Origin of the sequence: Limnohabitans sp. JirII-31 (assembly GCF_002778315.1) — a bacterium.
Taxonomy (GTDB): Bacteria; Pseudomonadota; Gammaproteobacteria; order Burkholderiales; family Burkholderiaceae_C; genus Limnohabitans.
In genome coordinates this window covers 66,590-89,846 of the sequence record NZ_NESA01000007.1, presented here as the reverse complement: position 1 = coordinate 89,846, position 23,257 = coordinate 66,590, and the positions used below count along the sequence as shown (strand labels likewise).

The window sequence follows — 23,257 nt, the reverse complement described above, 5'->3', positions numbered from 1 at the left end:
AGTATCAGCAACCTTTATTCAGTCGCTAAGGCAGTTTGAATGCATTGAAACAATTTCTCTTGCTTGCTCCAATTAGCAGGAAAACTATTCCTAGTTAACCATTGCATAGTCAAACCTGCTGGTTGAGCGCCGTTGAGGATGCCTTCGATGATATGGGGAGACAGCAGTGATAGTCTAAGCCTCTCATTTACGGTACTTGCCTCTAGTCCTTCTCGCTTTGCAATATCCGATCCGTTGGCTGCAATGCCCATATCAATTAGTTTTGCCCAGTAAAAAGCTTGGGCAACTGCATTGATGAGGGGTGAGTTGATCGAAGTTTTCTTAGTCTGTTGCTCCTCAAGTGAAGAATCAGCTGCAGGAATGACCACTTTCCTGCCTCCACGTTGCTTAAATTTAAGAGATGAATGCCTGTCTATGCCGAACACATCGACTGAAGATTTGGTTTCTTGCATCGATGACTATCCTTCAGGCAACTTCGAGCTGCGGGACTTGTGATTGCATTGCTTTTACAACCGCCCCCAGCCCCTCGAATCGCATCTGAACTTCAATTCCGTCTGGTTTTATCACCACCCGTTTGATCAGCGCATGGATGATCTCCGTTTTCATCTTTGTGAAAAACTGATCCCAGATGCTTGCCGTATGTCTAAGGATCAAGACCACGGCCTGAGGTTCATCGATGCTCGGGTTGATTTTTTGAATTTCAGACCAGTACTTGTCCACCATGAGTTCGCTGCGTAGGTATTCCAGAAGTTTTTCTGACACCACATCTTCAAGCATCGCAGCTTGGTAGTTCCACGACTGTGCAGCCTCAGCGCCGTTGTGGATTTTCTTGTTGATGACGTAGTAACGGTAAAGCTTACCGTTTGGCTTTTTGGTCGCCATCGGTATCAACAAGTCACCATCTTGTGTGTACGCAATGCCTCTGAGTAGGAAGTCGTTGCGGTTTTTCTTCTCCCACACGTTCTTGCAACGTTGGCGATTGTCCTGCGACAAGATGGCATGTGTTCGCTCCCAAGTGATTTGGTCAATTAATCTCTCGTGCTGAGCGGGGAAGCTTTCTCCTTTGTGAGAGATCTCGCCGATGTAGTTTCGGTTGTGCAGGATCTTGTAAATGCTTTGCTTGCAAAAAGCTTTTTTACGCTTGGTTTGAATACCCTGTTCATTGAGCTCTTTGACAATCTTGGTGGTGGATTGCTCAGCAATGAATTGCTCAAAGATGCGCTGCACCAGCTCGGCCTCTTCGGGGTTAATGTGCAGAGCTCGGTTCTCAACACGGTACCCAAGAGGGACGGATCCACCCATCCACATGCCTTTGCGCTTGGAAGCAGCAATCTTGTCGCGAATGCGCTCACCAGTCACTTCCCGTTCAAACTGTGCAAATGACAACAAGACGTTGAGCATCAGGCGTCCCATGGAGGTGGCCGAATTGATCTGCTGGGTCACCGAGCTAAAACTCACCATGTGGTTGTCAAACACCTCCACCATCTTGGCAAAGTCAGCCAACGAGCGTGAGAGGCGGTCAATCTTGTAGACCACCACGATGTCAATCTTTCCGGCCTGAATGTCTTTGAGCAGGCGCTTTAAACCGGGGCGCTCCATGTTGCCGCCAGAAAACCCCGGGTCTTCATAAAAATCTGGCACCAGCTCCCAGCCTTCTGTTTTTTGGCTGGCCACATAGGCAATACCTGCCTCGCGCTGGGCATCGATGGAGTTAAATGATTGGTCCAGTCGTTCGTCGGAGGAGACGCGGCAATAGACGGCGCAGCGTTTTGGTGCGATGGTGTTCATTTGGAGTTACCTTGTTTTAAGCCGAAGAAAAGAGGACCTGACCATTGAGTTCCTGTGATTTGTTTTGCGATCGCGGATAGCGATTTGTATTTGTGTCCTTCGAACTCAAATCGACCATCAATTGCGACGGTGACGCGGTAGTCGATGCCGTCAAACTCACGAATCAAAACGGTTCCCGGCAGTAGGGTGGTGTTGAGGCGTTTACTGGTTTTGATCTTGGAGAGTCGCTCTCCGATGTCTGCGAGCAAGTTGCGGGTCTTTGGGTCTAGGCCGCCATATGCGATTTCTTGAAGCCGATAGGACAAGCGTGATTCCAGTTGTTTGCGATTGGGGCGTTTAGGGCGATCTTTGAAGTGCTTGTCCCAAAGCTCCCAAAACTCTGGCATTGCCAAGGTGGAAAACGAATGCAGTTGATTGCCCACCATATTGGTCAATGGCAATGCATCTTCTGTTGCGATGTCGTCAATCACGAGCGAACTCCTGTATTTGTTGAGGGGTTCGTATTGACGCTCTGGTGGGCAGATAAGTCCACAAACTCATCTCTTTCAGTCGCATAAATCTGACTCTTCGAGGCTTGCTCAAGATCATCTTTGGTCATGACCGCAGCGTGTGCAATGAGCTCCGTTACCTTGTCCAAGGTGAGGTGTTTGCACTTTTGCGGCTGACCGTTTGAGCGGGGGCGATAAACGATGACTGGGGCGGGAAGTTGTGGTGATTTCATGGCTAGGTTGGGTTTTGCTAAAACTGGCTTGAAATCGTAGGTCTGACCCCCTTAACGAGTAACTCCAAGTGGTGGGGATAGTGGCGACATTGGGCCTTGAAGGGCCCGTAAACATTGGCTTTTCTATGAGCGAGGCCCTGTTTTAGGGGTTTGTATTGGTGCTTTTGACAGATTTTTCAGATACTGTATATTTATCCAGCATTGGTTAAAAATTTGATATGAATTGGCATACCTCTCAAGGGTGCCAAGAGGTGTCAATTTCCCCAATAAAAACAAGAAGGAGACAACGTGAGTAAGCCACAGACTTACGCAGACATCTTGCTGTGTCTGCCCGTCGACGAGACGCTTAAAACATTCATGGTTCGTCATGAACTTCCCCTGCCAGCGAGGTGGACATGGCAAGACAACACCTACACATCGCGCACATTGGTCAAGCTCATCCAGAGCTACCAAAACACGATCAAGCGTGATCGCATCATCGCGGGACTCCATGCAAGTTCCACACTTGCACACCCACTTGGTAAGCAGGCGATGTTTCAAGCAACCCATGACAAACCCAATGAGCTCGTAGGACTCATTGGTTGCAAGAACGACTTGCATCGATCCTTTTGGCTATACGTCAATCACCCCTCGTTGTTTGAGGCCGCTGCTGAGATTGAGTATCTAGACCAACACAGCCAGCAAGCTCAACAACATGACTTAGGACTACGTCGAGAGGTCAATCGTGATGAGGGTTCGATTACGAACTTTTGCGATGCGATCAAAGTTTTCTACCAACGTGAGCTGGGTTGTGGCGAAGTGTGCGTGGTCAATGTGCTGGACCGTTCCCAAGGAACGCAGCTGATCACGATTCACGCCAAAGACCTCGCTACTGCGCGTTTGGAATTCGAGGGCACACAGTTGCAACGGCGCGTCGGTAGCCCAAACATTCACATGGTGTTGGAGTATTCGCAGATTACAGGCGTTGCAAGAACCATCATCAGGGGTGGAGCGAAATATCACGCCATGCTGTGTGAGGCGTTTGCCACGCACATGTTGGGTGTCAGTGCAGAGGCGCAGCGGATTCAACGTCCGGTTCTCGATTTATCAAAGCTGCGCCTCGGGATGCAAATTCCACAGGCATTCGAGGATGGCTTTGTGGGGCTGCAAGTCAAGAGCTTGCACTTGTTGAGCCCTTGTGAGCGGCTGAAAATTGAATGCACAGCCAGTGGCTCCACAGATCGTCAATGTGTCACGGATTTGATTGGGGCGTACTTCCAGAATGAAAACCCACTCAGCCGTGGTTGGGAGATTCACGCTGCAACCCTGAATCTGTTTATGGCTCCCGCACATGGAAAGTCGCGCTGCCCACTTGTGAGCGTAGAGGTGACGAGCAAGGGTCGTTTGAACTTACACAAGTTCGATGAGAAGTTGCGCGCTCAACTCGAGAGCTACCTTGTTCATCTCGAAATTCTTGAGCCCAAGCAGGCGCTGAACTTCCATGAAGCGAGGACAACAGGGAGTAGTCAACCAATGAGCCTTTTCGAGTAAAGGAGCTCATATGCCTGCGAATAAAAAAGCGATGGCTTTGGCTTCGTTACTCCTTACCCGTGGTGGTTATTCCTACGAGCGTTCTATTCCTAAAACGCAAGTCAATGGACTGAAAATTCTGAGTGAACTCAAGGCCGTGGTGCCGGGGCCATTTGATTCACGTTACGCAAGTTGCTCGTTTTGTGGCTTGCACCGAGGTCCTGTCTTTCGAGTCGATGGCGAGATGCATGTGCAGTGTCCAGAATGCGGTCCATACAAGGTGGACCTGACTGAGCAACGTAATTGGGCGATCGATACCGAATGGATGATCAGAAAGCTCAGAGCTGCATTGAACATCCCGGCGCACATTGCAGTCGAGAAAATTCACGAGGGGGTGTGGCAGATAGGCGTCTACAAGAAACGTGCAGTTTTATTGGCTCAACGAATTGAGCTCGTTGTGGCCAATGCGTTGCATTTGTTTCACGGTAAAGCACCTCGCCCAGACAGTTGGGTGATTACGCCAAAACCACTAGGTCGTACCTCAGCGGACCCACTCTCTGGCACTGCAACCTGGTGGCATCTTGAAGATCGCTTTGCAATTCATGGCAATGGGCTTCGGCTTGTGGAGGAGGGGAGCGATGAACTCGTTCTTGTGGTTGAGTCCAAATCAACTGCGGTGCATGGACCGTTCTCAGAGACCTTTGAATGGGTTCACTTGCCAGATTGGTCGAGTGAGCCTATTCGATTGACTGCAGCGCAGGCGGCAATCTTTGGAGTTCTCTGGCGGTACCAAGGGCAACCGCAGTCAGCTGAGACGATCATGAGCAAGGCTCATCTGTCTAGTGAAAAGCTCATTGATGTCTTCAAAGTTAAGGCTTCGAACAAGGGAAATCTTTTATACGAGGGGCCTTTGTTTGTCTACAAAAAACTAGTCGTTAGGAATCGAAGATTAGGACTGTACTCATTTGCTTCTAGCGTCAGCAGGACCGCAATCTCGGCGCGTCACAATCTTTAACGTATTGCAAATTCATATCAAATACACTATCGAAAACTTCTTAATGATTGGATAGGTTATGGAGCTAAAAGCCTTTGACTTGAGTCGTGCCCAGACTGGGTTTTATCTTTCTGCATTAGATGCTAAAGCTCTTTTTCCTTTATGCAGAGTTGAGCGAGTCAGTACGAATCCAGAGGAGGGGTTTCAGAGGCAATTAGACGCTCCTCGAGCTCGTCGAATTGCTAAATATCTTGAAGACCGTGTAATCCCCGGGGCGATAGTTTTGAGCACAAAGGCTGAATTCCCTTCGACCTTTAATTCACAGAATGGAATCCTCACCATTAGTGATGAACCAGGTTCGCTTCTTGTAATTGATGGTCAACATCGTCTCTTTGGTGCAAAAATTGCGGCAGATCAAAAAGATGGTCCCAACGTTGTTTTGCCAATATGCATTTTGTCGGGACTTTCTATTGAAGATGAAGTTCAATACTTTATCGATATCAATTCAACAGCTAAGGGCGTTCCTAAAACTCTTCGCATTGAACTGACTAAGTTTCTTGTAACCCAAGACTCGATTGACGACATCCGTCTTCGCTTATTTAAAGATCTCAACTCAGAACCGGACTCGCCTCTGTGTGGAAAGCTCAGCGCTGAAACAAAAGGGCAAGGTTATTTGTCGCATGTCCCTTTTGAAACTGCCATTAACAAAATTTTGGTAAGCGATCGCCTAAAAGATTTAGAGTATTCTCAGAAGAAGGCTTTAATCAAAAACTTTCTCTCTGGCGTGTACAACGTACTTCTTGACGCTGAGCTTGCATCTAAGTTGACTCAGGCGGCATTCTTTGTTGCTATATTTCGCGTCTTTGAAAAGGCTTGTGACAACGCGTTGTTGCTTAGAGGGAACTTTAAGGCAGAGTCGTTTGAATATATTTTTGAGGCATTGCATCGCGTAAATTTTGAGTACCACACAGGCACCAATGAAGAAGCGATTAGTAATCTCGAAAAGGATTTAATTGATAAGTTAGATGTTGATAAAAAATCGAAATTTTCGAATGATCTTTTCTAACTAAATCAATGAATAGATGTTCACAAGTCCTTGCGGATAAATGCACAACTACCCTTGCTGGTTTTATTAGGTCAAGCGGCGCCATAAAGATTGACCATTTGACGTTTAATGGTTCGCTTAAGTATTTGATGCTTTGCGATCCAAGCATATCGGTGGTAATCACAGGGGCGTCATCTTTTGAAATTTATGAATCCAGTTTAGGGATGATTGTTCCTAATGGTCCTGCTATCTCACAGGCTCGGCTCTCAGACTTTCTGCTTGGGGTAACTCGTGTCAGAAAGCAGTATGAAGACGTTTTGCGTTTGAAAGCGTGTGGTGCTTCTGCCGCTTGGTTGCTAGTCTCTACATATTATTGTGCGTACTTTGCATGTGTTGAGCTAGGCAAGATCATGAACCGTATCCCGATGAGCCTAGAGGATAGCGATCTTTACTCTCTTGCTTGTAAAGCTGTGGGGACTGATCATGCCGCATTCTTTGCAGCGAAGCATACGAATTTTGTAGGTTCAGAACATGCTGGTAAGTTGATTTTTCGTTCAATTGGAACAAAGCCTCATCAGGCAGCTTGGGAGAATGCGCTTTATGTTCTTAGACAGGTTCTAGGCGGGAAAGGGTGGACGGATGCGAATTACTATATTGACTTACTGGAAAATGCGGAATTATCTCCAAGCCGTATAAGAAATACTTGGAACTATCGTCGACCTGATTATTTTGGTAATTCTGGTGAGAGGCAAGCTTCAGAGTTTAAGAAGCTAGTTGGAAATTCACCAGGAGCCACTGAATGGTTAAAACGAACTAAGGGGCTAGTTGCGCCACTAGACCCCTGCATCGTCGCTGTTTTTTGCGAGGCACTAGCTAGTGCAATATCAGATGCTGGACACCGAGCAGGTGAATTGGTTAGGCAGGCTGGCGACAAGTAGGTCGAACTTCTTTTTGTGATTGGCATTAAAGCTGATCAATTAATCGCTTTGCGATTTCGCTAAAGCTTTCCCAAGACTCTTCGAAGGAGAACTTCCCTTCGCCGTAGACCAATGGCAAAAGTACCCCGTTATATTCATGATGTGATTGCGTGTCACTTCCAACTTGATGTAATGCAGTTGTGAGGATAGCCTTAGGGTCAGCTGCGAAAGTGGCATCTTGGTAACCAAACTCGTCCACATCACCAGCCGTTAGGGCAACAAAGGCAGCAACGGAATCGTCCAGGGCTTCTGATTTTCTTGATGCGATGCAATGTACATCGTAGATATGACGTACTAGCGCCGTATCCCAATCTTGTTGCATTTGTCCAGAGCGGTGTTGCGCAAATCGTCTCAGAAAAGATAGAACCTTCTCTGCCAAAGTTTCTGCGACTGAGACGACTGGTACTGAAAACATCGCCTCTGCGCGGCCCGCAAGTTTGTCTGCCAATGTTCCTATCGATGCAGTTTCAGTTGCTCTAACTGGTGCACGTGCTGTTAATTCCAGTTGCAGGTTAGGGCGTAGAGCTGCAATGCCTTCATACGCGCGTTGGTATATCCATTGGCTATGGATATATCGGTTGCTATTTAATGAGCGTCGGGAGGTTTCATCCTCAACGAGTCCGATAGCTTCCAGTGCCTTGATTACTGGTCCTCGAACTTCATCACCAAGGTAGCGTCTTAATTGATTCTGTGACCAATTTGTAGTGTCTTGCGACAGCACAATTTTGATGTCTGCATCTTCGGACATGCGTTCAATCAGTCCATGTGCTTTGGACAAACTGGTGCCACCGCAAAAGACTAGCGATGCATATTCAAAATTGAGATTAAAAACCGCCTGCAATCCGGCAGTCAGGTGCTCGTCTTTTTCAAGCAAACTTGCGGTCACACCGCCAATGTCTGCTTCGGCAACCAATGCATCAATGAGCTCCTGACGCTCAGCTGATAGCGTTCTCATGCGTGCTCATACTTTAGGAACTTGCCGTTGAAGCCAATTTTTCGGCTGACTCGTTGTTTGCCAATGTTGACAACGATGCCCGTAGGTACCTGAGTGCTTCGACCTGAGTTGTACTCAGCAGTTTGGAACGATTCCTTTAGGCGAATCCCGAGTTTGGTTAACGCCTGCGGGCCAAGTACTTCAAGGGGTTGGATCGGAATGGGTTTGCCGGAAATCACGCTGGGTTTGGCCTTGGCATAGATGCCCACGCCTAGCCGTACCAACACGCCAATGTCCATGAGTTCCTTAAGTGCGCGCTTTACCGATGCTTCGCTGCCAAATGGCAGGAAGTCGGCAGGCCGAAACACTAGTTCGGCACGGCTCCGAATGGAGCGTCTGATGCGGTCGGTGATATTCATGAAAACATTTATGGCTCATTGACCATCAAATAAAAATAGTCGTAAGTGATTGATTTATATTAAATAAATCAAGCAAATACAGCTCAATGACTGGATGATACATTTTTTAGGCTAAGTCTGCAACATGGCACAAAACCTAGCCATGTGGTGCGAGGGAGTCCTCCGCATTGGCCTCAAGCCCTAGTCATTTCAGGGCTTGGCGAATTTAGCGCTATTTTCGCCAACCGGTCTGATAGGCCGGTGGTGCATGAGCTGCCGTTCAAAAGATTGGCGAACTAGAGTTTTCGCACAAGTTCACCAATCAGTTCCTTATCAGTTCTCCATTGATTTCCTGAAATAGAGCCGTTGTCCCTCTAATGAATCAAAGGAGTAAATATGCGGTCTGCAACACCTGCCCGAACCGGGCGCACTTCCCCTCTTGGCATCCCCGGCCAAGAAGCCCTGCCAGCCGAGCGAATGGTCTTCACCGAAGCCGATCTGGCATCCCGCTGGGGCATGAGCCCCAAAACCCTGCAACGTTGGCGAACCGAAGGTCGTGGTCCTCACTACCTAAAACTCGGCAAGCGCGTGACTTACACGATCAATGCGATTGAGGCGTACGAGAACTTCGTTCAGCACATCTCAACTTCGCAACGTGTCGCAAGCTAAGGAGCCAAACATGAACCACCTCCAACTTCACCAGGCTGGATTGCCTGACCTCTCGGCCAACCAAATCAGCCGACTCCCCAAAGACCAACTGGCTCAGTTCAGCCATGCGGTGCAAGAACTCCATGACTGGACCATCCAGATGCGTGGTCGTATTAACCGTGGTCTTGAACAACGCTACGACGAACAAATCCGACAAGCCAATAGCTTTGGTGAGGAGGAGTCAGCACGTTTTCGGATTGACGACGGGGACTTGCAGATTGATGTCTCGCAAGCAAAAGAGATAGTCTGGGATCAGGAACACCTCACTCAAATCGCCGACCGCATGGTCGCAGCCGGGGACCGCGTGCAGGACTTCATGGAAGTTCACTTGTCAGTGTCCGAGGAGGACTATGCCAAGTGGCATCCATTACTTCGTGCGGCTTTCCAGCCCGCACGCCAAGAGCTTGTCACCGAGCCTCAATTCAAGATTCATTGGGTCGGCGAAGTCCAGCTCTGAATCTACCCCTCATTCACACATTCATTGGATTTACACATGTACCCAGAACAACACACCCATAGCGCTCCCAGCAGTTGGAACGATTTCAATGACGCCGAAGCCCAACAAAGTGGCTTCGATCTGATTCCCAAAGGCACCCAAGCCGTGGTGCGCATGACCATCAAACCTGGTGGCTACGACGAACCCGAGCGCGGATGGACGGGAGGCTACGCAACTGCTTCACATGAAACAGGAGCGGTCTTCCTATCATGCGAGTTTGTTGTGTTGCACGGCCAGTTTGTCAAACGCAAGATCTGGAGCAATGTGGGCTTGCACTCCAATAAGGGACCTACATGGGGGCAAATGGGGCGCAGCTTTATCAAAGCGGTGCTCAACAGCTCACGCAACATCCACCCGGATGACAACTCACCCGAGGCGGCGCATGCGCGACAAATCCGAGGCTTTGCAGATCTCGATGGCGTGGAGTTCCCCGCACGCATCGGTGTTGAAAAAGACGGCAAGGGTGAATTACGCAACATCATCCGCATGGTGATTGAGCCTGACCACAAAGACTATGCCGATCTGATTTTGGCCAAGGCGCAAGCAGCAGGGCATGGTGGATCAAATGGTGGTGCACCCGCTGCAGCTGTCCCCGTGTCACACGTTCCGCCTGCTAACTTGCCTCCATCGAACTACCCACCCACTGGGTACTCCACCCAAACGCGCGTGCCCAGCACGCAGGGACGTCCTTCATGGGCGCAGTGAACAAAGCCCTGACACATGGTGAGCAAACACGCAGTCATGAAGTGTTGGGTGTGTGCACGGCAGGCAAGAGGCTTCGGTCATGCGGACATTCGATTCAAGGTGGGGCGTGCTGCACGCTACCCCGTAGATTGGGTGTTTTGTTCGATGCGCTGCCAGCGGTGTTTTCACAAACTCTACGAAGCAGGCGTGCGTTTGCTCAACCGTGGCGATGTGCGCATCTCGGTGAAGGAGGTCGATGTGATTGATCCTTCTGAAGCTGAGATGGCCGCCATGCGTCGTTGCCTCAAACCCTTGGGCGAGGCAGCGAACGAAGTGGGCATGGACCGCGCGCTGAGTACTTACTCACAGGAGGAGGCCTTGCTCTTGATCAACGCTGTGGTCACCACCTATGTCGAAGCGATGGTGCAAGCGCATGAAGCGAGCAAGTACCCGCCCTTACGGATGCTTGGCCACGAGTCCTACGGCTAGACCTAGATCTAAGCCCCAGACGCAGTAAGAGCTGCTGCGTCTTATTCAATTTTCAAACCTGATGCTGACCACTGCGGTGGTTGGTAGGGAGAGCTTTTGCCATGACAAATCAAACACCCCGAAATTCACACACCAACTCAAACTCCTTCGAGACCATGATCTCGTCTGAGCAAGCTGCCATCGCGTTCAACCTGCCGTTTTACTTTTTCCGCAATCCCTATAAGCGCAAGAAGCTTCAGATCCCGCATTACTACATCAACAAGCTGGTGCGCTATCGCCTCAACGAGTTGCGGGTGTGGCATGCACAACTTGGTGAGCTGTTGGCTGCGCAAGCAAAGGAGGCACAAGACCAACTTTCGTCTGAGCCATCTCGCCACTCTCAAGGAGGCGAGGCTGCACATGCTTGATTTCAATGACCCTGCCCAAGAGGCGTTTCGTAAAACGATTCCAACTAAAACGGATAGCTCGCGCGAGAAAGACGACATCCGACAAGCTTTGCTTGAGCGCTTGAGCTCACTCATCGCTGAGATTTGGCCAGCAGGCAAACGCCGCAACACCAAGTACTTGGTGGGCGATGTGATGGGCGGCCCAGGTGACAGTTTGGAGTTGCTGCTCTCAGGCCCCAAAGCAGGACTGTGGACTGACCGCGCAACAGGTGAGGGTGGTGACATCTTCGATCTGATTGCGCGTCACTACCAGCTCAACATACAGACCCATTTCCCCGATGTGCTCAAACGTGCCAAGGATTTACTGGGTCGAGTGGATTCACTGCCGCAACGCCCCCCAAGTAAAGACAAAGCCAAAACGCCAGCAGTCGATGAACTTGGGCCCGCCACTGCCAAGTGGGACTACCAAGATGCAACAGGCAAGCTGATTGCAGTGGTCTATCGCTACGATCCTGAGCCCGGCAAGAAAGAGTTTCGTCCGTGGGATGTGAAGCGTCGCAAGATGGCACCGCCTGACCCACGACCCTTGTTCAACCAGCCCGGTATCTCGTACTCCGAGCGAATTGTTTTGGTTGAAGGTGAAAAGTGCGCCCAAGCGCTCATTGAGTTGGGTGTGTGCGCCACGACGGCCATGCACGGTGCTAATGCGCCCGTGGATAAAACTGACTGGACACCACTTGCTGGCAAGCATGTGCTCATCTGGCCTGATCGCGACAAGCCCGGCTGGGACTATGCGGACCGTGCGTCACAAGCCATCCTGCTTGCGGGGGCACTCAGCTGCGCAATTCTCCAGCCCCCAGAGGAAAAACCTGAAGGCTGGGATGTGGCCGATGCGCGCGTCGAAGGGTTTGATGTCGCTGGTTTTATCGCGGCAGGCGACCGCATGCCTGTTGTGCGTCAAGCCGACGAGAACATGGCAACAGACATCGTGGATGGACTGGACTACACCACTGAAGATGGCTTGGCTATGGCGTTTACGCGCCAGTTTGGTGAGGACTGGCGGTTTTGTTCACCATGGGGCAAATGGTTGGTGTGGAATGGCGTGCGCTGGAACATCGACAAGTCGCTCTACGTGCATCACCTGAGTCGAACGGTTTGTCGTGCCGCGTCCTACAAAGCAGACACGCCAAGACTCAAGTCCCGCTTGGCTGGCTCGAGCACCATGTCTGCGATTGAACGTATTGTTCGCACCGACCCACGTCACAGTGCGACCGTTGAGGAGTGGGATGCCGATCCTTGGTTGCTCAACACGCCTGGTGGAATCATTGACCTAAGGCGTGGCGGAATGGGGCCGCACAGGCGTGATCGACGCATGACCAAGGTCACCACAGCCACACCCAAAGGCGAGAGCCCTGTGTGGGCTAATTTCCTTGAGAACGTCACAGGGGGCGACAAAGAGTTGCAGCTGTACTTGCAGCGCGTGGTGGGTTACTGCCTCACGGGCGATATCAGCACGCACGCGTTGTTCTTCTTGTATGGCACAGGGGCAAACGGCAAGTCCGTGTTCGTCAACGTCATCTCAACCATCTTGGGTGATTACGCGGCTAACGCTCCCATGGACACGTTCATGGAAACACGCTCAGACCGTCACCCAACAGACCTTGCGGGCTTGCGTGGCGCACGCTTCGTCTCGGCCACAGAAACCGAGCAGGGCAGGCGTTGGAACGAATCCAAGATCAAAGCCATCACAGGTGGTGACTTGGTGACGGCTCGACTGATGCACCAAGACTTCTTCACCTACCCACCTCAGTTCAAGCTCTTGATTGCGGGCAATCACAAGCCCGCCATTCGAAACATTGATGAGGCGATGCGTCGTCGCATGCATTTGATCCCTTTCACGATCACGGTGCCGCCTGAGAAACGTGACCCCTTGCTCACGGAGAAGTTGCTCTCTGAGCGCGACGGCATCTTGGCTTGGGCGCTACAGGGTTGTTTGCTCTGGCAGCAGATCGGGCTCAAGCAACCTCTCTCGGTGACCAGTGCCACGGATGAGTATTTCGAGGGCGAAGACGCCATGGGGCGTTGGATGGATGAGCGCTGCAAGCTTGGAGCCAATGACAAAGCGCTGACGGTGACTCTCTTCAACGATTGGAAGCAATGGGCCGAGATGAGCGGTGAGTTTGTGGGCACACAACGCCGATTTTCTGATGCCCTCATCACGCGACGTTTCGACAAGTGGCGTAACTCCATGGGCGTTCGTGGCTTTGCAGGTATCGACATCAAACAGCCCACCAATTTCCCTAATCGCAGCTACCCCTACAACGATAACTAGGAGATAAAAATGAAACTAAGGAATTCAAAAACAGGTACTTTGACACTTACGACACTACTTAACAGTAGTTCTCTACGCGTACGTACATACGCGCATAAAGAGAAGGAATGTTTTAAAACGTCAAATGCGTCATTCGACGCATTTGCCCTTCCATCAGCACATGGATATTTCACGGTTGGAGGTGTTCAATGAACATTCCCCAACCGCACTATCCATCGCCCCTTGGGCGCATGCAAGCCAACCCCATGGATGTTGAAGCCACTAAGCGCCAAGGATGGCAAGAGCAACACATCTTGGTCATCTCTGAGCAAGACACACGTCTGAACTTCTTGGAGCGCCAACTCATTCGCAGCATTGGTGAGCGGCTCTACGGCCAATCACACCATGCCTCACCAAACTCACCCAAGAGAGGCCAGCATGGATGAGGTGTGGACGATTGATGTTGTGGCCGAGCGTTTCACAGAAGCTGCACGCACTGCGAGGCGACTGCCTCGAGTGACTGTGCAAGGCTACGTGAGCACTTGGCCAGTGGTCGCGCAAAGTGAACTCGAGGCATATCCCGATCGCGAGAAGCTTTATCGATTGCCGCCACCTAGTCCCAAGGATGTGGACCTGATGCTTGAGGTCATGCAGTGGGTGCAAGTCTTGGAGTTGGATGAGCGGCACTTGGTGTGGATGCGCGCCAAGCGATACGACTGGCGAGAGATCGGTAAGCGCTTTGGCTGCGACCGCACCACAGCGTGGAGACGTTGGAAGCGGGACATGCAAGTCGTGACCGACAAGCTCAACGCCAAAGCAAAACCGTCTGCGAACCGTTTGTGAGGGTTCTAGCGTGATTTGAAGTGAGTGAGCGGCGCAGTTAAAGGGGGAGAGGAAATGCGCGGCTTTTGAGCCCAAATCACGCTGCAACATTTCAGCGTTTTGAAGCTACATTTCTGTCTATGGTCGCGGCAGTTGTGAGTCAAGTGAACCCACACAGTGACCGTAAGTGGCTAAGTGCGAAAGAGTAAGTGACTCGTAGCGCGTGACCTCACGAATTCATGCGCCATCTCAGGCACAAAACGCTCAACCACTGGCGTCAATCAAGCCAAGTTACCCCCAACTTCCAGAATTCACGGGTCCTTCCTGGCGATAAACCTATGCGGGGGGCAAAGGCGCGAGATTTCGCTACCGACAGCCCTTAATTCGGGGTACGCAGTACGCACCGGGTACGCACCCAGTGCCTATCTCAAATGATTTGAATGTCGCCTTGCTTGACGTAGTTGTCGAGCTTATCGAGCGGCATGAACACGCTGTGTTCAGCATCTTTCTTGACTTCGAGTAGGCCTTCCTTGGCGGGGCCTGTGACCTCGTAAGTCCCTGCGACTAGTGGTGCAAAGCCTGCATCGCTTCCATCTTTGTTTTTCTGACGGGCTAAGACCCCGTTTATGACTTTTATCCGCACTGCAGCTTCTCGTTGTTGTTTGCGCAATTTTACCAAGGCCCCTATGACAACCGAGATCCGAATGGTCGCGGTCGATACGCTCATCCCGTACGCCCGCAATGCCCGCACGCACAACGATGCGCAGGTCGCACAAATCGCAGCATCCATCGCCGAGTACGGCTGGACCAACCCCATCCTCACAGACGGAGAGCGAGGTGTCATTGCAGGCCATGGTCGATTGATGGCAGCTAGAAAGCTAGGGTTGAAGGAAGTGCCAGTCATCGAACTGGCTCACCTGACCCCTGAGCAAAAGAAGGCGTACATCTTGGCCGACAACCGCATCGCGGAAAACGCTGGCTGGGACCAAGAGCTCTTGAAGCTCGAGCTGGCTGAGTTGCAAGCAGCCGACTATGACCTCTCTCTCATGGGCTTTACGGATGACGAGATTGACGACTTGCTCAATCCTCAAGATGAAGGCGGTGGTTTAACCGAGGATGATGCAATCCCAGAACCACCAGTAGATCCTGTTTCCAGACCTGGGGACTTGTGGATTCTCGGCAATCACCGCCTTCTTTGTGGTGACTCCACGGTACTCTCGGATGTTGAGCGCCTCATGGATGGCCAACTCGCAGACATGGCCTTCACGGATCCGCCCTACAACGTGGACTATGGCAACAGCGCCAAAGAAAAGATGCGCGGCAAAGATCGTCGAATCTTGAACGATGCTTTGGGCGATGGGTTCTACAAGTTCTTGTACGACGCTTGCCTGAACCTGCTGATCATGACCAAGGGCGCGTGCTACGTGTGCATGAGCTCATCTGAGCTCCACACCTTGCAAAAAGCTTGGCTCGATGCGGGTGGTAAGTGGTCGACCTTTGTGATTTGGGCTAAGAACTCGTTCACGTTAGGACGTGCTGACTATCAGCGCCAATACGAGCCCATCCTGTACGGTTGGAAGCAAGGTTCCGATCACTTCTGGTGCGGTGACCGCGATCAGGCTGATGTTTGGTTTTACAACAAGCCCCGCGTCAATGACCTGCATCCCACGATGAAGCCCGTGGAGCTGGTTGAGCGCGCAGTGAAGAACTCATCCAAGAGCCGAGACATCGTGCTCGACTTGTTCGGTGGCTCAGGCACCACAGCAATTGCATGTGAAAAAACCAACCGACACGCCCGACTCATGGAGTTGGATCCCAAGTTCGTTGATGTGATCGTCAAGCGTTGGGAGGACTTCACGGGCAAGAAGGCAGTCCTTCACCGTGCAGATACGGCAGAGCTTGATACGCCTCAAGTTCTTGTCGAAAACCCTTGAGCGAGTTGACACATGGCCGTGTCAGAATCTCGACCGTTCATCAAAAGGAGAAAAAATTGAACAAGACTGAATTGATCGAGGCGTTGGCCCACGAAACCGAAATGTCAAAGGCCGCTGCTGGTCGTGCAATCGATGCATTACTTGAAATCATCACCAAGTCTGTTGCTAAGAAGCAAGATGTCCAGTTGATTGGCTTTGGTACTTTCAAGGCTACCAAGCGCGCTGCACGTACGGGTCGCAACCCACGTACTGGCGAAGCATTGAAGATCGCTGCTGCCAATGTGCCTAAGTTCACACCTGGTGCAGCTTTCAAAGCAGCAGTGAACAAGAAGAAGTAATCATTTCTCTTGTGTCTCGTACAAGGCGGCAGAGGTTTCTACCTTGCCGCCTTTTCTTTTTACAGCGCTAGCGGCTGTTGTTCCCAAAGAGCGGTGCCATCTGTTTTGAGCCACAGACGCTCAACGAAATAATCACGGGTCATCATTTCAACGACTACTTCACCAGTTGAGCGAATGCTTGTTCTCCCCGTGGGTAGATAGCGTCGCTCCATGTGAGTGATGGCCATGATGGTGTTGCGGTGCCACTCCAAAGTGACCACGCATTGCCCACGTGACCGATTGTTGGCATCTGTGCGATGCGCCCGAGCGATTTCCATGCTCAAGCCAGTTGGTCGGCAATCAATTCACCGAACTGGCTTCTGATGATGTCGTAGATCATCCAAGACTTGCGCATCTCATGAACCTTGGCATTGTGGATTTTTCCCAAGCATTGCGTTGTCCATGCGGTAAAGACTTCCTGCTTGGTTTTCTTGCGCAGGCTCACTAAAACCTGGGTAGCTTTTTCCGATTGACTCATGCCGACTCTCCTTTGGGGAAGCTTTCTGTTCGTGCCAATTCCGCTTGGGCGTTGGCAATCAGGTCTAAGCGCAAGTTTGGTGTGATGTTGCAAACCAAGTGGTTCAAACTCCAATTCAAAACTGCTGCTTTATCTTGTGGGGTGGAGGCTTCTTTGAATTTTTCGATGTAACGATCCAATTCACGCATGTTTGCCTCGAGTGTCGTTTGTGCATGCAACAGGGCTTTGAGGGCCGCTTCTTCGGCGTATTGCGCTTTGATTTCGTGTACGGTTTTCATGTTGTTTCTCCGTTTGCGTTGCGATGACTCTATGAACGCTCTACCTTGGACAGAAGTAAAGCGATTCATCAGATCTTTCTGATTAGTTGCTTTTCTGCGACTGATCAGCCCAGACGCGCGAGGTAGCGAACGCTGTCTCCTCCGGATGGATCAATGAACAAGTAGGGTCTACCGGGTGCGTGCACCATCACGCACAACCGGCCATCCCAGTAATCGCCACCCTTGCCTTTGAGCCAGGCGCGAGATTTGCCTAGGTTCAATTTGAAGCCATCAAATTCCTCGGGGTCCATCTCCCGGATTTCGGTCACGTAGACCGCCTCAACGCCGCAAGCGGCAATGTCGGAGATGTCTGTAGGCTTGCGGCCAAAGGGCAGTGGGATGCTGAGCTTTTGAACCTGTAATTCGCGGCCATCGAAGTTAATGGTTGTGGGCTTGGATTCAATCGTGATGTTGATAGGGTTCATGGGGTCCTCAAACAGTTGTGGTGATGATGCTGTACTTACGTTCTTGACCATCGGTCTTCTCTGACGCGATGTTCAAGCTCAGTTTCTTTTTCAAAGCCCCGGCCATCGCGCCGCGCACCGTGTGTGCTTGCCAGCCAGTGGCTTCGACCATTTGATTCAAGGTTGCTCCGTCGGGACGTTTGAGCAACTCAATCATTTGAGCTTGCTTGCTGTTTTCTCGTGTGCGAGGTGTTGTGGGATTCGCTGGCGCATCGGTGGTATCTGCCGTTGGCGCGTTGACTGCCCCCTTGCGTGGCACACCGAGCGCGTCGTAGCCCTCGGCTGCAATCAACCAGTCGCTGGCGCTCTTGGTGATGAGTGCGCGGTTGAACAATCCGTCGAGCACTTTCTGGCGCGCGCCGCCCTTGATGTTCTCGGGGAACCATTCAATCTTGCCAGCCGTGTGTTGGTAGGCGTGGGCAAGGATGGCTTGCTGGGTGGCTGTGAGTTGTGTGGTCATGTCTTTCATTCCTTTTTCAAATCTTTATCAGTGAGGTGCGTGATGAACGCTTCTATTTCCGATCGAGTCAAGCGAGTTGTGAATCTCTTGCTTGAACTTCTTGTGCTCTTTAAGCCTTCTTTGTCTTCTCCTTCAAAGCTGCCTGTTGTCCCGCCTGAACCCCTGCTTCAAACGCAGCCTTCAGAGCCGACTCAATCGCCCAAACCGAAACGTCGTGGAAGTCCAAAGAGTCGCGGTTCTGTGTCTGCAGGGTCTGGACAAAAAAGTGCTTCAAAGCGATCTGCTCCAAAAGCGAAGAGGGCGCGGTGATCGCGTTGGTCGTGGTGTGGTGGTTCATCAATCGCTCCAAAAAAGTTATTCAAATGCGTTAGCGCATGTACGTATGAACGCTTCATTCGCAAACAAGATCAAGTTGTTCTTTAAGTCAGACTGAATCACTTGGACATGAGTGCGCACTGGCACGCTTTAGTACGCTTATTCGCGCGCACGCACTCACAGGACCTCATTCATGAGTCAAAACATGTCCATGCGCGCTTATGCCCGCTACCGTGGAATTTCCGAAGGCGCTGTGCGCAAAGCCATCAACTCAGGGCGTATCACGGCCAATGCCGATGGCTCCATTGATGTGGACCGGGCAAACGATGAGTGGCGGCGCAACACCGATGCCGCTCAGCAACGCGGCGAACAACGCCCCGTACCCAACGAAGCGATTGCCAGCGTTCGTGAAACGCTGGGTGACTCAACGGGGGCACAAGCGCCTGCATCGGGTGGTACCACCTTGCTGCAAGCCCGCACAGCCAACGAGGTGCTCAAAGCGCAAACCAACAAGGTGCGCTTAGCGCGCCTCAAAGGCGACTTAGTGGACCGATCCCAAGCGGTGGCCCATGTCTACAAATTAGCGCGCACACAGCGCGATGCGTGGCTGAACTGGCCCGCTCGTGTCTCTGCACAGCTAGCGTCTGACTTGAACGTCGATGCTCACCAAATGCACCAGGTCTTGGAGAAGGCGGTGCGTGAGCATTTGCTCGACTTAGGTGACATGGCGGTGCGAATCGATTGAGGAACACCAATGTGTTTGAACACTACGACGGAATTGATGCCATCTCTGAGGCATGGCGCGAGGGACTCACCCCCGACCCATTACTAAGTGTTTCTGAATGGGCTGACCAGTACCGCTTCTTGTCGGGTAAGTCAGCCTCTGAGCCTGGCCGCTGGCGCACGAGCCGCACGCCTTATCTCAAAGAGATCATGGATTGCCTCTCGCCCACCTCACCCGTGGAGCGTGTGGTGTTCATGAAGGGCGCTCAGGTAGGCGGTACCGAGTGCGGTAACAACTGGATTGGCTATGTGATTCACATGGCACCAGGTCCCATGATGGCCGTGGCCCCCACAGTGGAGATGGCCAAACGAAACTCCAAGCAGCGGATTGACCCGCTGATTGAGGAGAGCGAAACACTCTCGGCCCTCATCGCACCTGCGCGCGCCCGTGACTCGGGCAACACCATCCTTGCCAAGGAGTTCCGTGGCGGGGTGTTGGTCCTCACAGGTGCCAACAGCGCGGTAGGCCTGCGCTCCATGCCAGTGCGTTACCTCTTCTTGGACGAGGTGGATGGATATCCCGGTGACGTGGAAGGTGAGGGTGACGCCATCTCGCTGGCCGAGGCGCGTACCCGTACGTTTGCCCGGCGCAAGATTTTGATTGTGTCGACCCCGACCATCTCTGGTGCTTCGCGCATCGAGCGGGAGTTTGAGCAATCCGACCAGCGTCACTTCATGGTGCCGTGCCCTCACTGTGGGCATGAGCAACGCTTGCAGTTTGAGCGTTTGATCTGGGAGAAGGGTCAACCGGAATCCGTGCGTTACGTCTGTACGGGATGCGAGGAGCCCATCTACGAGCACGCCAAGACCCAAATGCTCGAGCAGGGGCGCTGGGTGGCAACCATTCCCGCCAATGGCCGAACTGCTGGTTTTCATCTGTCTAGTCTGTACAGCCCGGTGGGCTGGCGCAGTTGGGTCGAGATTGCACAGGCGTGGGAGCTGGCGCAAGGGTCAGCCACCGCACTGAAGGCTTTCAAGAACACCGAGCTGGGTGAGACTTGGGTCGAGCAAGGCGAAACGCCTGAGTGGGAACGCTTACTTGAGCGACGTGAGTCGTACCGCATGGGCACTGTGCCTTATGGCGCGCTATTGCTTGCAGGCGGCATCGACATTCAAAAAGACCGTATCGAAGTCTCCATCTGGGGCTTTGGTCGGGAAAAGCGCTCTTGGCTCATTGAGCACCGAGTACTCGAAGGCGATACCGCCCGAGATGATGTCTGGCTGCGCTTGGGGCTCATGCTGCAAGAGAGCTGGACGCACATCAGTGGTGTGCCGATGCGCTTGGTGCGCATGGGACTCGATACGGGCTACGCAACCCAAGAGGCTTATGCCTTTGTGCGTCGCCAGCACGACCCCCGCTTGCTTCCTATGAAAGGCGTCGCGCGCGGTGCTGCTTTGGTTGGCTTGCCCACTGCTGTGGACATGACCACCAACGGCAGACGTTTGCGCCGAGGCCTGCGTGTCTATGCGGTGGTGGGTGGCATTGCCAAGTTGGAGTTCTTCAACAACCTGCGCAAAACGATTGAGGTCACCGAAGATGGCGAGATTGTGTTCCCCAATGGGTATGTCCACCTGCCGCAAGTCGACGCCGAGTACGTCCAGCAACTGTGTTCCGAACAACTGGTCACGCGGCGTGACCGCAATGGTTTCTCGTTTCGCGAGTGGCAAAAAGTGCGTGAACGTAACGAGGCCTTGGACTGTTACGTGTACGCACGTGCCGCTGCCAGTCTGGCGGGCTTAGACCGCTTTGAGGAACGTCACTGGTTGGAGCTTGAGCGCCAACTGGGAATTCCGCTGAGTGCTGAGCCACCGGAGTTGCGCATGGATGGGCTGTTTCCGGTGCGTCCAGGTTTTGAGACAGCTGAGTTCTTGCAAGGGATTCAGGGTGTGCGGCCACCCAACGATGACGTCGACTTTGTGGAAGCAGAGCCCAAGGTCGAGGTCCATGCCGATCAGGATGTGGATGAAGAGGTGGACGAGCCGGTTGAGGATGTGTCATGGCGAAACCCGTCTCCATTGCCCAGTGCCTCAAGTCCTACAACTCTCCCAGCCACCCCCGTCGGTGGCTTTTTTATGAACAAAGTCCCCCAGCGCGGCAGGAGGGTCATTCGCAGTAACTGGATGAAGTGATGACGAGCTATACCGAACAACACCTTCAGGCTTTGCGAGAGGCCTTGGCCAGCGGCGAGCATCGCGTGACGTACGACGGCAAGAGTGTCGAGTACCGAAGCGTGACTGACCTCAAGGCTGCCATCGCCGAAGTGGAGTCGCAGATTGCACGTGCCGTAGGTAAGCGCAAGTCTCGCCAGATCCGCATCACAACGTCTAAGGGGTTGTGATGAGTTGGATCAACACCATCAAGCGCCGGATGTTTGGCAACACCCCGGTCTATGACGGCGCGGGGATGGGACGGCGCGCGCTGAAATGGAATCCGGGCAATCCGGGAGCTGTTTCAGCGCTGGCGCTTACCCAAGACCAGTTGCGCACCAAGAGCCGTGACCTTGTGCGTCGCAACGCATGGGCCGCTGCAGGCATTGATGCCTTTGTGGCCAACGCGATTGGCACGGGCATCAAGCCGCAAAGCATGATTCAAGACCAACCCCAGCGCGAGGCAGTTCATGCCCTGTGGTGGAGTTGGTGTGAGGATGCCGATGCGGCGGGGCTCACCGACTTCTATGGTCTTCAAGGCTTGGCCACACGCGCCATGCTCGAAGGTGGTGAGGCGTTTGTGCGCATGCGCTACCGAAGAGCGGAAGACAACCTGTCTGTGGCGTTTCAGCTCCAAGTGCTTGAAGCTGAGCATTTGCCCATCAGTCTGAATCAAGACTTGCCGAACGGCAATATGATTCGAGCGGGCATTGAGTTCGACCTCTTGGGTCGACGAGTGGCGTATCACCTGTACCGCGCGCATCCCAATGACGGGATGCTGGCGCCTATGTCTGGTGCATCTGGTGCGGGGAGTCTTGATTCGGTCCGTGTGGATGCGACTGAAATCGTGCATCTGTACAGACCACTTCGACCGGGACAGATTCGGGGTGAGCCATGGCTTGCCAGAGCGTTGGTCAAGCTCAATGAGCTGGACCAGTACGACGATGCTGAGCTGGTGCGCAAGAAAACGGCTGCCATGTTTGCGGGCTTCATCACCCGCATGGCCCCTGAGGACAACCTCATGGGCGAGGGTGATGCCGATGAAAGCGGCGTGGCCTTGGCAGGCATGGAGCCCGGAACATTGCAGATCTTGGAGCCTGGTGAGGACATCAAGTTCTCTGCACCAGCAGATGTGGGTTCGAGCTATGCCGAATTCATGCGTCAGCAGTTCAGAGCGGTGGCCGCTGCGATGGGCATCACGTTTGAGATGCTCACGGGCGACTTGACCCAAGTGAACTACTCATCCATCCGTGCAGGTTTGTTGGAGTTTCGGCGTCGGTGCGAGACCTTGCAGCACGGCGTGATCGTGCATCAGTTGTGTCGCCCGATCTGGCGCGCATGGATGCAGCAAGCGGTACTCGAGGGCAAGCTGGATTTGCCCAACTACCGAACCAAAGCGCGCGAGTATCAAGCGGCCAAGTGGATCCCACAGGGCTGGCAATGGGTGGATCCCGAGAAAGAGTTCAAGGCCATGCAGTTGGCCATTCGCTCTGGCTTGATGAGTCGCTCAGAAGCTATTTCGTCCTACGGCTACGACGCGGAATCCATTGATCGGGAGATCGCCGCAGACAACGCACGCGCCGATTCGCTGGGCTTGGTGCTCGACACCGACCCACGCTTGGTCGCACGCAACGGAGCTACTAACCAAGTCGCTCCCACTCATCCACCTGATGTGCCTGATGCATCGCTGGTGGAGCAATAAACCTAGACGCGGTTTTT

30 protein-coding genes are annotated in these 23,257 nt (G+C 52.5%); 18 read left to right on the top strand and 12 right to left on the bottom strand.

Annotation, left to right across the window (positions count from 1 at the left end; translation table 11 throughout):
- Positions 1-14 precede the first annotated feature (14 nt).
- Genes B9Z41_RS10285 through B9Z41_RS10275 form a run of 3 tightly spaced genes read right to left on the bottom strand, consistent with a single transcriptional unit; the run spans position 15 to position 2,258 of the window.
- Complete coding sequence (locus B9Z41_RS10285) at positions 15-452, bottom strand: hypothetical protein (RefSeq protein ID WP_100146982.1); 438 nt, start codon at positions 450-452, stop codon at positions 15-17.
- A gap of 13 nt (positions 453-465) precedes the next feature.
- Positions 466-1,788: a recombinase family protein gene (locus B9Z41_RS10280; RefSeq protein WP_100146981.1), complete on the bottom strand. Its 1,323-nt coding sequence runs from the start codon at positions 1,786-1,788 to the stop codon at positions 466-468.
- Positions 1,785-2,258: a DUF2924 domain-containing protein gene (locus tag B9Z41_RS10275; RefSeq protein ID WP_369823319.1), complete on the bottom strand. Its 474-nt coding sequence runs from the start codon at positions 2,256-2,258 to the stop codon at positions 1,785-1,787. The genes B9Z41_RS10280 and B9Z41_RS10275 overlap by 4 nt, the downstream gene beginning before the upstream one ends.
- 539 nt (positions 2,259-2,797) lie before the next feature.
- On the opposite strand from B9Z41_RS10275, the gene B9Z41_RS10265 reads away from it, so the two are divergent.
- From B9Z41_RS10265 to B9Z41_RS16985, 4 genes are all read left to right on the top strand, one after another.
- Positions 2,798-4,039: a hypothetical protein gene (locus B9Z41_RS10265; RefSeq protein ID WP_100146979.1), complete on the top strand. Its 1,242-nt coding sequence runs from the start codon at positions 2,798-2,800 to the stop codon at positions 4,037-4,039.
- Between the two features lie 10 nt (positions 4,040-4,049).
- Positions 4,050-5,033, top strand: coding sequence for a hypothetical protein (locus tag B9Z41_RS10260; RefSeq protein ID WP_143474193.1), 984 nt, complete (start codon positions 4,050-4,052; stop codon positions 5,031-5,033).
- A 58-nt stretch (positions 5,034-5,091) separates the two neighbouring features.
- Positions 5,092-6,078 (top strand): DGQHR domain-containing protein, encoded by a 987-nt coding sequence (locus tag B9Z41_RS10255; RefSeq protein ID WP_100146977.1) that lies wholly within the window; start codon positions 5,092-5,094, stop codon positions 6,076-6,078.
- Positions 6,079-6,176: 98 nt separating this feature from the next.
- Positions 6,177-6,995, top strand: coding sequence for a hypothetical protein (locus B9Z41_RS16985; protein WP_143474192.1), 819 nt, complete (start codon positions 6,177-6,179; stop codon positions 6,993-6,995).
- Positions 6,996-7,020: 25 nt separating this feature from the next.
- Here B9Z41_RS16985 and B9Z41_RS10250 read toward each other — a convergent pair whose 3' ends face one another.
- Positions 7,021-7,989: a nucleotidyl transferase AbiEii/AbiGii toxin family protein gene (locus B9Z41_RS10250; protein WP_100146976.1), complete on the bottom strand. Its 969-nt coding sequence runs from the start codon at positions 7,987-7,989 to the stop codon at positions 7,021-7,023.
- On the bottom strand, positions 7,986-8,387 hold the full coding sequence (locus B9Z41_RS10245; RefSeq protein ID WP_100146975.1) for a DUF6088 family protein: 402 nt from the start codon (positions 8,385-8,387) through the stop codon (positions 7,986-7,988). The genes B9Z41_RS10250 and B9Z41_RS10245 overlap by 4 nt, the downstream gene beginning before the upstream one ends.
- Before the next feature lie 375 nt (positions 8,388-8,762).
- Here B9Z41_RS10245 and B9Z41_RS10240 point away from each other — a divergent pair, with 375 nt between their 5' ends.
- The 8 genes from B9Z41_RS10240 to B9Z41_RS10205 all read left to right on the top strand — a co-directional run bounded on the left by B9Z41_RS10240 (position 8,763) and on the right by B9Z41_RS10205 (position 14,283).
- Positions 8,763-9,035, top strand: a complete 273-nt coding sequence (locus tag B9Z41_RS10240) for an AlpA family transcriptional regulator (protein WP_100146974.1) — start codon at positions 8,763-8,765, stop codon at positions 9,033-9,035.
- A gap of 10 nt (positions 9,036-9,045) precedes the next feature.
- Positions 9,046-9,531 carry a hypothetical protein gene (locus B9Z41_RS10235; protein ID WP_100146973.1) on the top strand — a complete coding sequence of 162 codons (486 nt, stop codon included), beginning with the start codon at positions 9,046-9,048 and terminating at the stop codon, positions 9,529-9,531.
- A 36-nt stretch (positions 9,532-9,567) separates the two neighbouring features.
- Positions 9,568-10,275, top strand: coding sequence for a hypothetical protein (locus B9Z41_RS10230; RefSeq protein ID WP_100146972.1), 708 nt, complete (start codon positions 9,568-9,570; stop codon positions 10,273-10,275).
- A 15-nt stretch (positions 10,276-10,290) separates the two neighbouring features.
- On the top strand, positions 10,291-10,743 hold the full coding sequence (locus B9Z41_RS10225) for a DUF6511 domain-containing protein (protein ID WP_143474191.1): 453 nt from the start codon (positions 10,291-10,293) through the stop codon (positions 10,741-10,743).
- A 101-nt stretch (positions 10,744-10,844) separates the two neighbouring features.
- A complete protein-coding gene (locus B9Z41_RS10220; protein ID WP_199172975.1) occupies positions 10,845-11,150 on the top strand; it encodes a hypothetical protein in 306 nt (101 codons plus the stop codon).
- Positions 11,143-13,461 carry a phage/plasmid primase, P4 family gene (locus tag B9Z41_RS10215; RefSeq protein WP_100146970.1) on the top strand — a complete coding sequence of 773 codons (2,319 nt, stop codon included), beginning with the start codon at positions 11,143-11,145 and terminating at the stop codon, positions 13,459-13,461. Before B9Z41_RS10220 ends, B9Z41_RS10215 begins: the two co-directional genes overlap by 8 nt.
- Positions 13,462-13,649: 188 nt before the next feature.
- Positions 13,650-13,886: a hypothetical protein gene (locus B9Z41_RS10210; protein ID WP_100146969.1), complete on the top strand. Its 237-nt coding sequence runs from the start codon at positions 13,650-13,652 to the stop codon at positions 13,884-13,886.
- Entirely contained in the window at positions 13,846-14,283 is a 438-nt protein-coding gene (locus tag B9Z41_RS10205) for a DUF6362 family protein (protein WP_369823318.1), read from the top strand. The genes B9Z41_RS10210 and B9Z41_RS10205 overlap by 41 nt, the downstream gene beginning before the upstream one ends.
- Before the next feature lie 406 nt (positions 14,284-14,689).
- Here the strand turns inward: B9Z41_RS10205 and B9Z41_RS10200 are convergent, their stop codons facing one another.
- The gene (locus B9Z41_RS10200; RefSeq protein ID WP_143474190.1) at positions 14,690-14,932 is read right to left on the bottom strand and encodes a hypothetical protein; all 243 of its coding nucleotides are present in this window, start codon (positions 14,930-14,932) and stop codon (positions 14,690-14,692) included.
- A gap of 16 nt (positions 14,933-14,948) precedes the next feature.
- Between B9Z41_RS10200 and B9Z41_RS10195 the strand changes: the two genes are divergently transcribed.
- Both B9Z41_RS10195 and B9Z41_RS10190 read left to right on the top strand, forming a co-directional pair.
- Positions 14,949-16,196, top strand: coding sequence for a site-specific DNA-methyltransferase (locus B9Z41_RS10195; RefSeq protein WP_100146966.1), 1,248 nt, complete (start codon positions 14,949-14,951; stop codon positions 16,194-16,196).
- Positions 16,193-16,534 (top strand): HU family DNA-binding protein, encoded by a 342-nt coding sequence (locus tag B9Z41_RS10190; RefSeq protein ID WP_255408416.1) that lies wholly within the window; start codon positions 16,193-16,195, stop codon positions 16,532-16,534. Before B9Z41_RS10195 ends, B9Z41_RS10190 begins: the two co-directional genes overlap by 4 nt.
- 59 nt (positions 16,535-16,593) lie before the next feature.
- Here the strand turns inward: B9Z41_RS10190 and B9Z41_RS17045 are convergent, their stop codons facing one another.
- The 6 genes from B9Z41_RS17045 to B9Z41_RS10160 form a co-directional block, all read right to left on the bottom strand.
- Entirely contained in the window at positions 16,594-16,761 is a 168-nt protein-coding gene (locus tag B9Z41_RS17045; RefSeq protein WP_158236167.1) for a hypothetical protein, read from the bottom strand.
- A 92-nt stretch (positions 16,762-16,853) separates the two neighbouring features.
- Positions 16,854-17,051: a hypothetical protein gene (locus B9Z41_RS10180; RefSeq protein WP_100146964.1), complete on the bottom strand. Its 198-nt coding sequence runs from the start codon at positions 17,049-17,051 to the stop codon at positions 16,854-16,856.
- A complete protein-coding gene (locus B9Z41_RS10175; protein ID WP_100146963.1) occupies positions 17,048-17,329 on the bottom strand; it encodes a hypothetical protein in 282 nt (93 codons plus the stop codon). The genes B9Z41_RS10180 and B9Z41_RS10175 overlap by 4 nt, the downstream gene beginning before the upstream one ends.
- Positions 17,330-17,433: 104 nt before the next feature.
- Positions 17,434-17,793, bottom strand: coding sequence for a hypothetical protein (locus tag B9Z41_RS10170; protein ID WP_100146962.1), 360 nt, complete (start codon positions 17,791-17,793; stop codon positions 17,434-17,436).
- Positions 17,794-17,800: 7 nt separating this feature from the next.
- Complete coding sequence (locus B9Z41_RS10165) at positions 17,801-18,292, bottom strand: DUF3489 domain-containing protein (protein WP_100147086.1); 492 nt, start codon at positions 18,290-18,292, stop codon at positions 17,801-17,803.
- A 109-nt stretch (positions 18,293-18,401) separates the two neighbouring features.
- On the bottom strand, positions 18,402-18,629 hold the full coding sequence (locus B9Z41_RS10160; protein ID WP_100146961.1) for a hypothetical protein: 228 nt from the start codon (positions 18,627-18,629) through the stop codon (positions 18,402-18,404).
- Positions 18,630-18,800: 171 nt separating this feature from the next.
- Here B9Z41_RS10160 and B9Z41_RS10155 point away from each other — a divergent pair, with 171 nt between their 5' ends.
- Genes B9Z41_RS10155 through B9Z41_RS10140 form a run of 4 tightly spaced genes read left to right on the top strand, consistent with a single transcriptional unit; the run spans position 18,801 to position 23,240 of the window.
- Positions 18,801-19,352, top strand: a complete 552-nt coding sequence (locus tag B9Z41_RS10155; RefSeq protein ID WP_233202630.1) for an elements of external origin — start codon at positions 18,801-18,803, stop codon at positions 19,350-19,352.
- Between the two features lie 11 nt (positions 19,353-19,363).
- Positions 19,364-21,520: a phage terminase large subunit family protein gene (locus B9Z41_RS10150; protein ID WP_100146959.1), complete on the top strand. Its 2,157-nt coding sequence runs from the start codon at positions 19,364-19,366 to the stop codon at positions 21,518-21,520.
- Entirely contained in the window at positions 21,520-21,729 is a 210-nt protein-coding gene (locus B9Z41_RS10145) for a phage head-tail joining protein (protein WP_100146958.1), read from the top strand. Before B9Z41_RS10150 ends, B9Z41_RS10145 begins: the two co-directional genes overlap by 1 nt.
- On the top strand, positions 21,729-23,240 hold the full coding sequence (locus tag B9Z41_RS10140; RefSeq protein WP_100146957.1) for a phage portal protein: 1,512 nt from the start codon (positions 21,729-21,731) through the stop codon (positions 23,238-23,240). The genes B9Z41_RS10145 and B9Z41_RS10140 overlap by 1 nt, the downstream gene beginning before the upstream one ends.
- Positions 23,241-23,257: the final 17 nt, after the last annotated feature.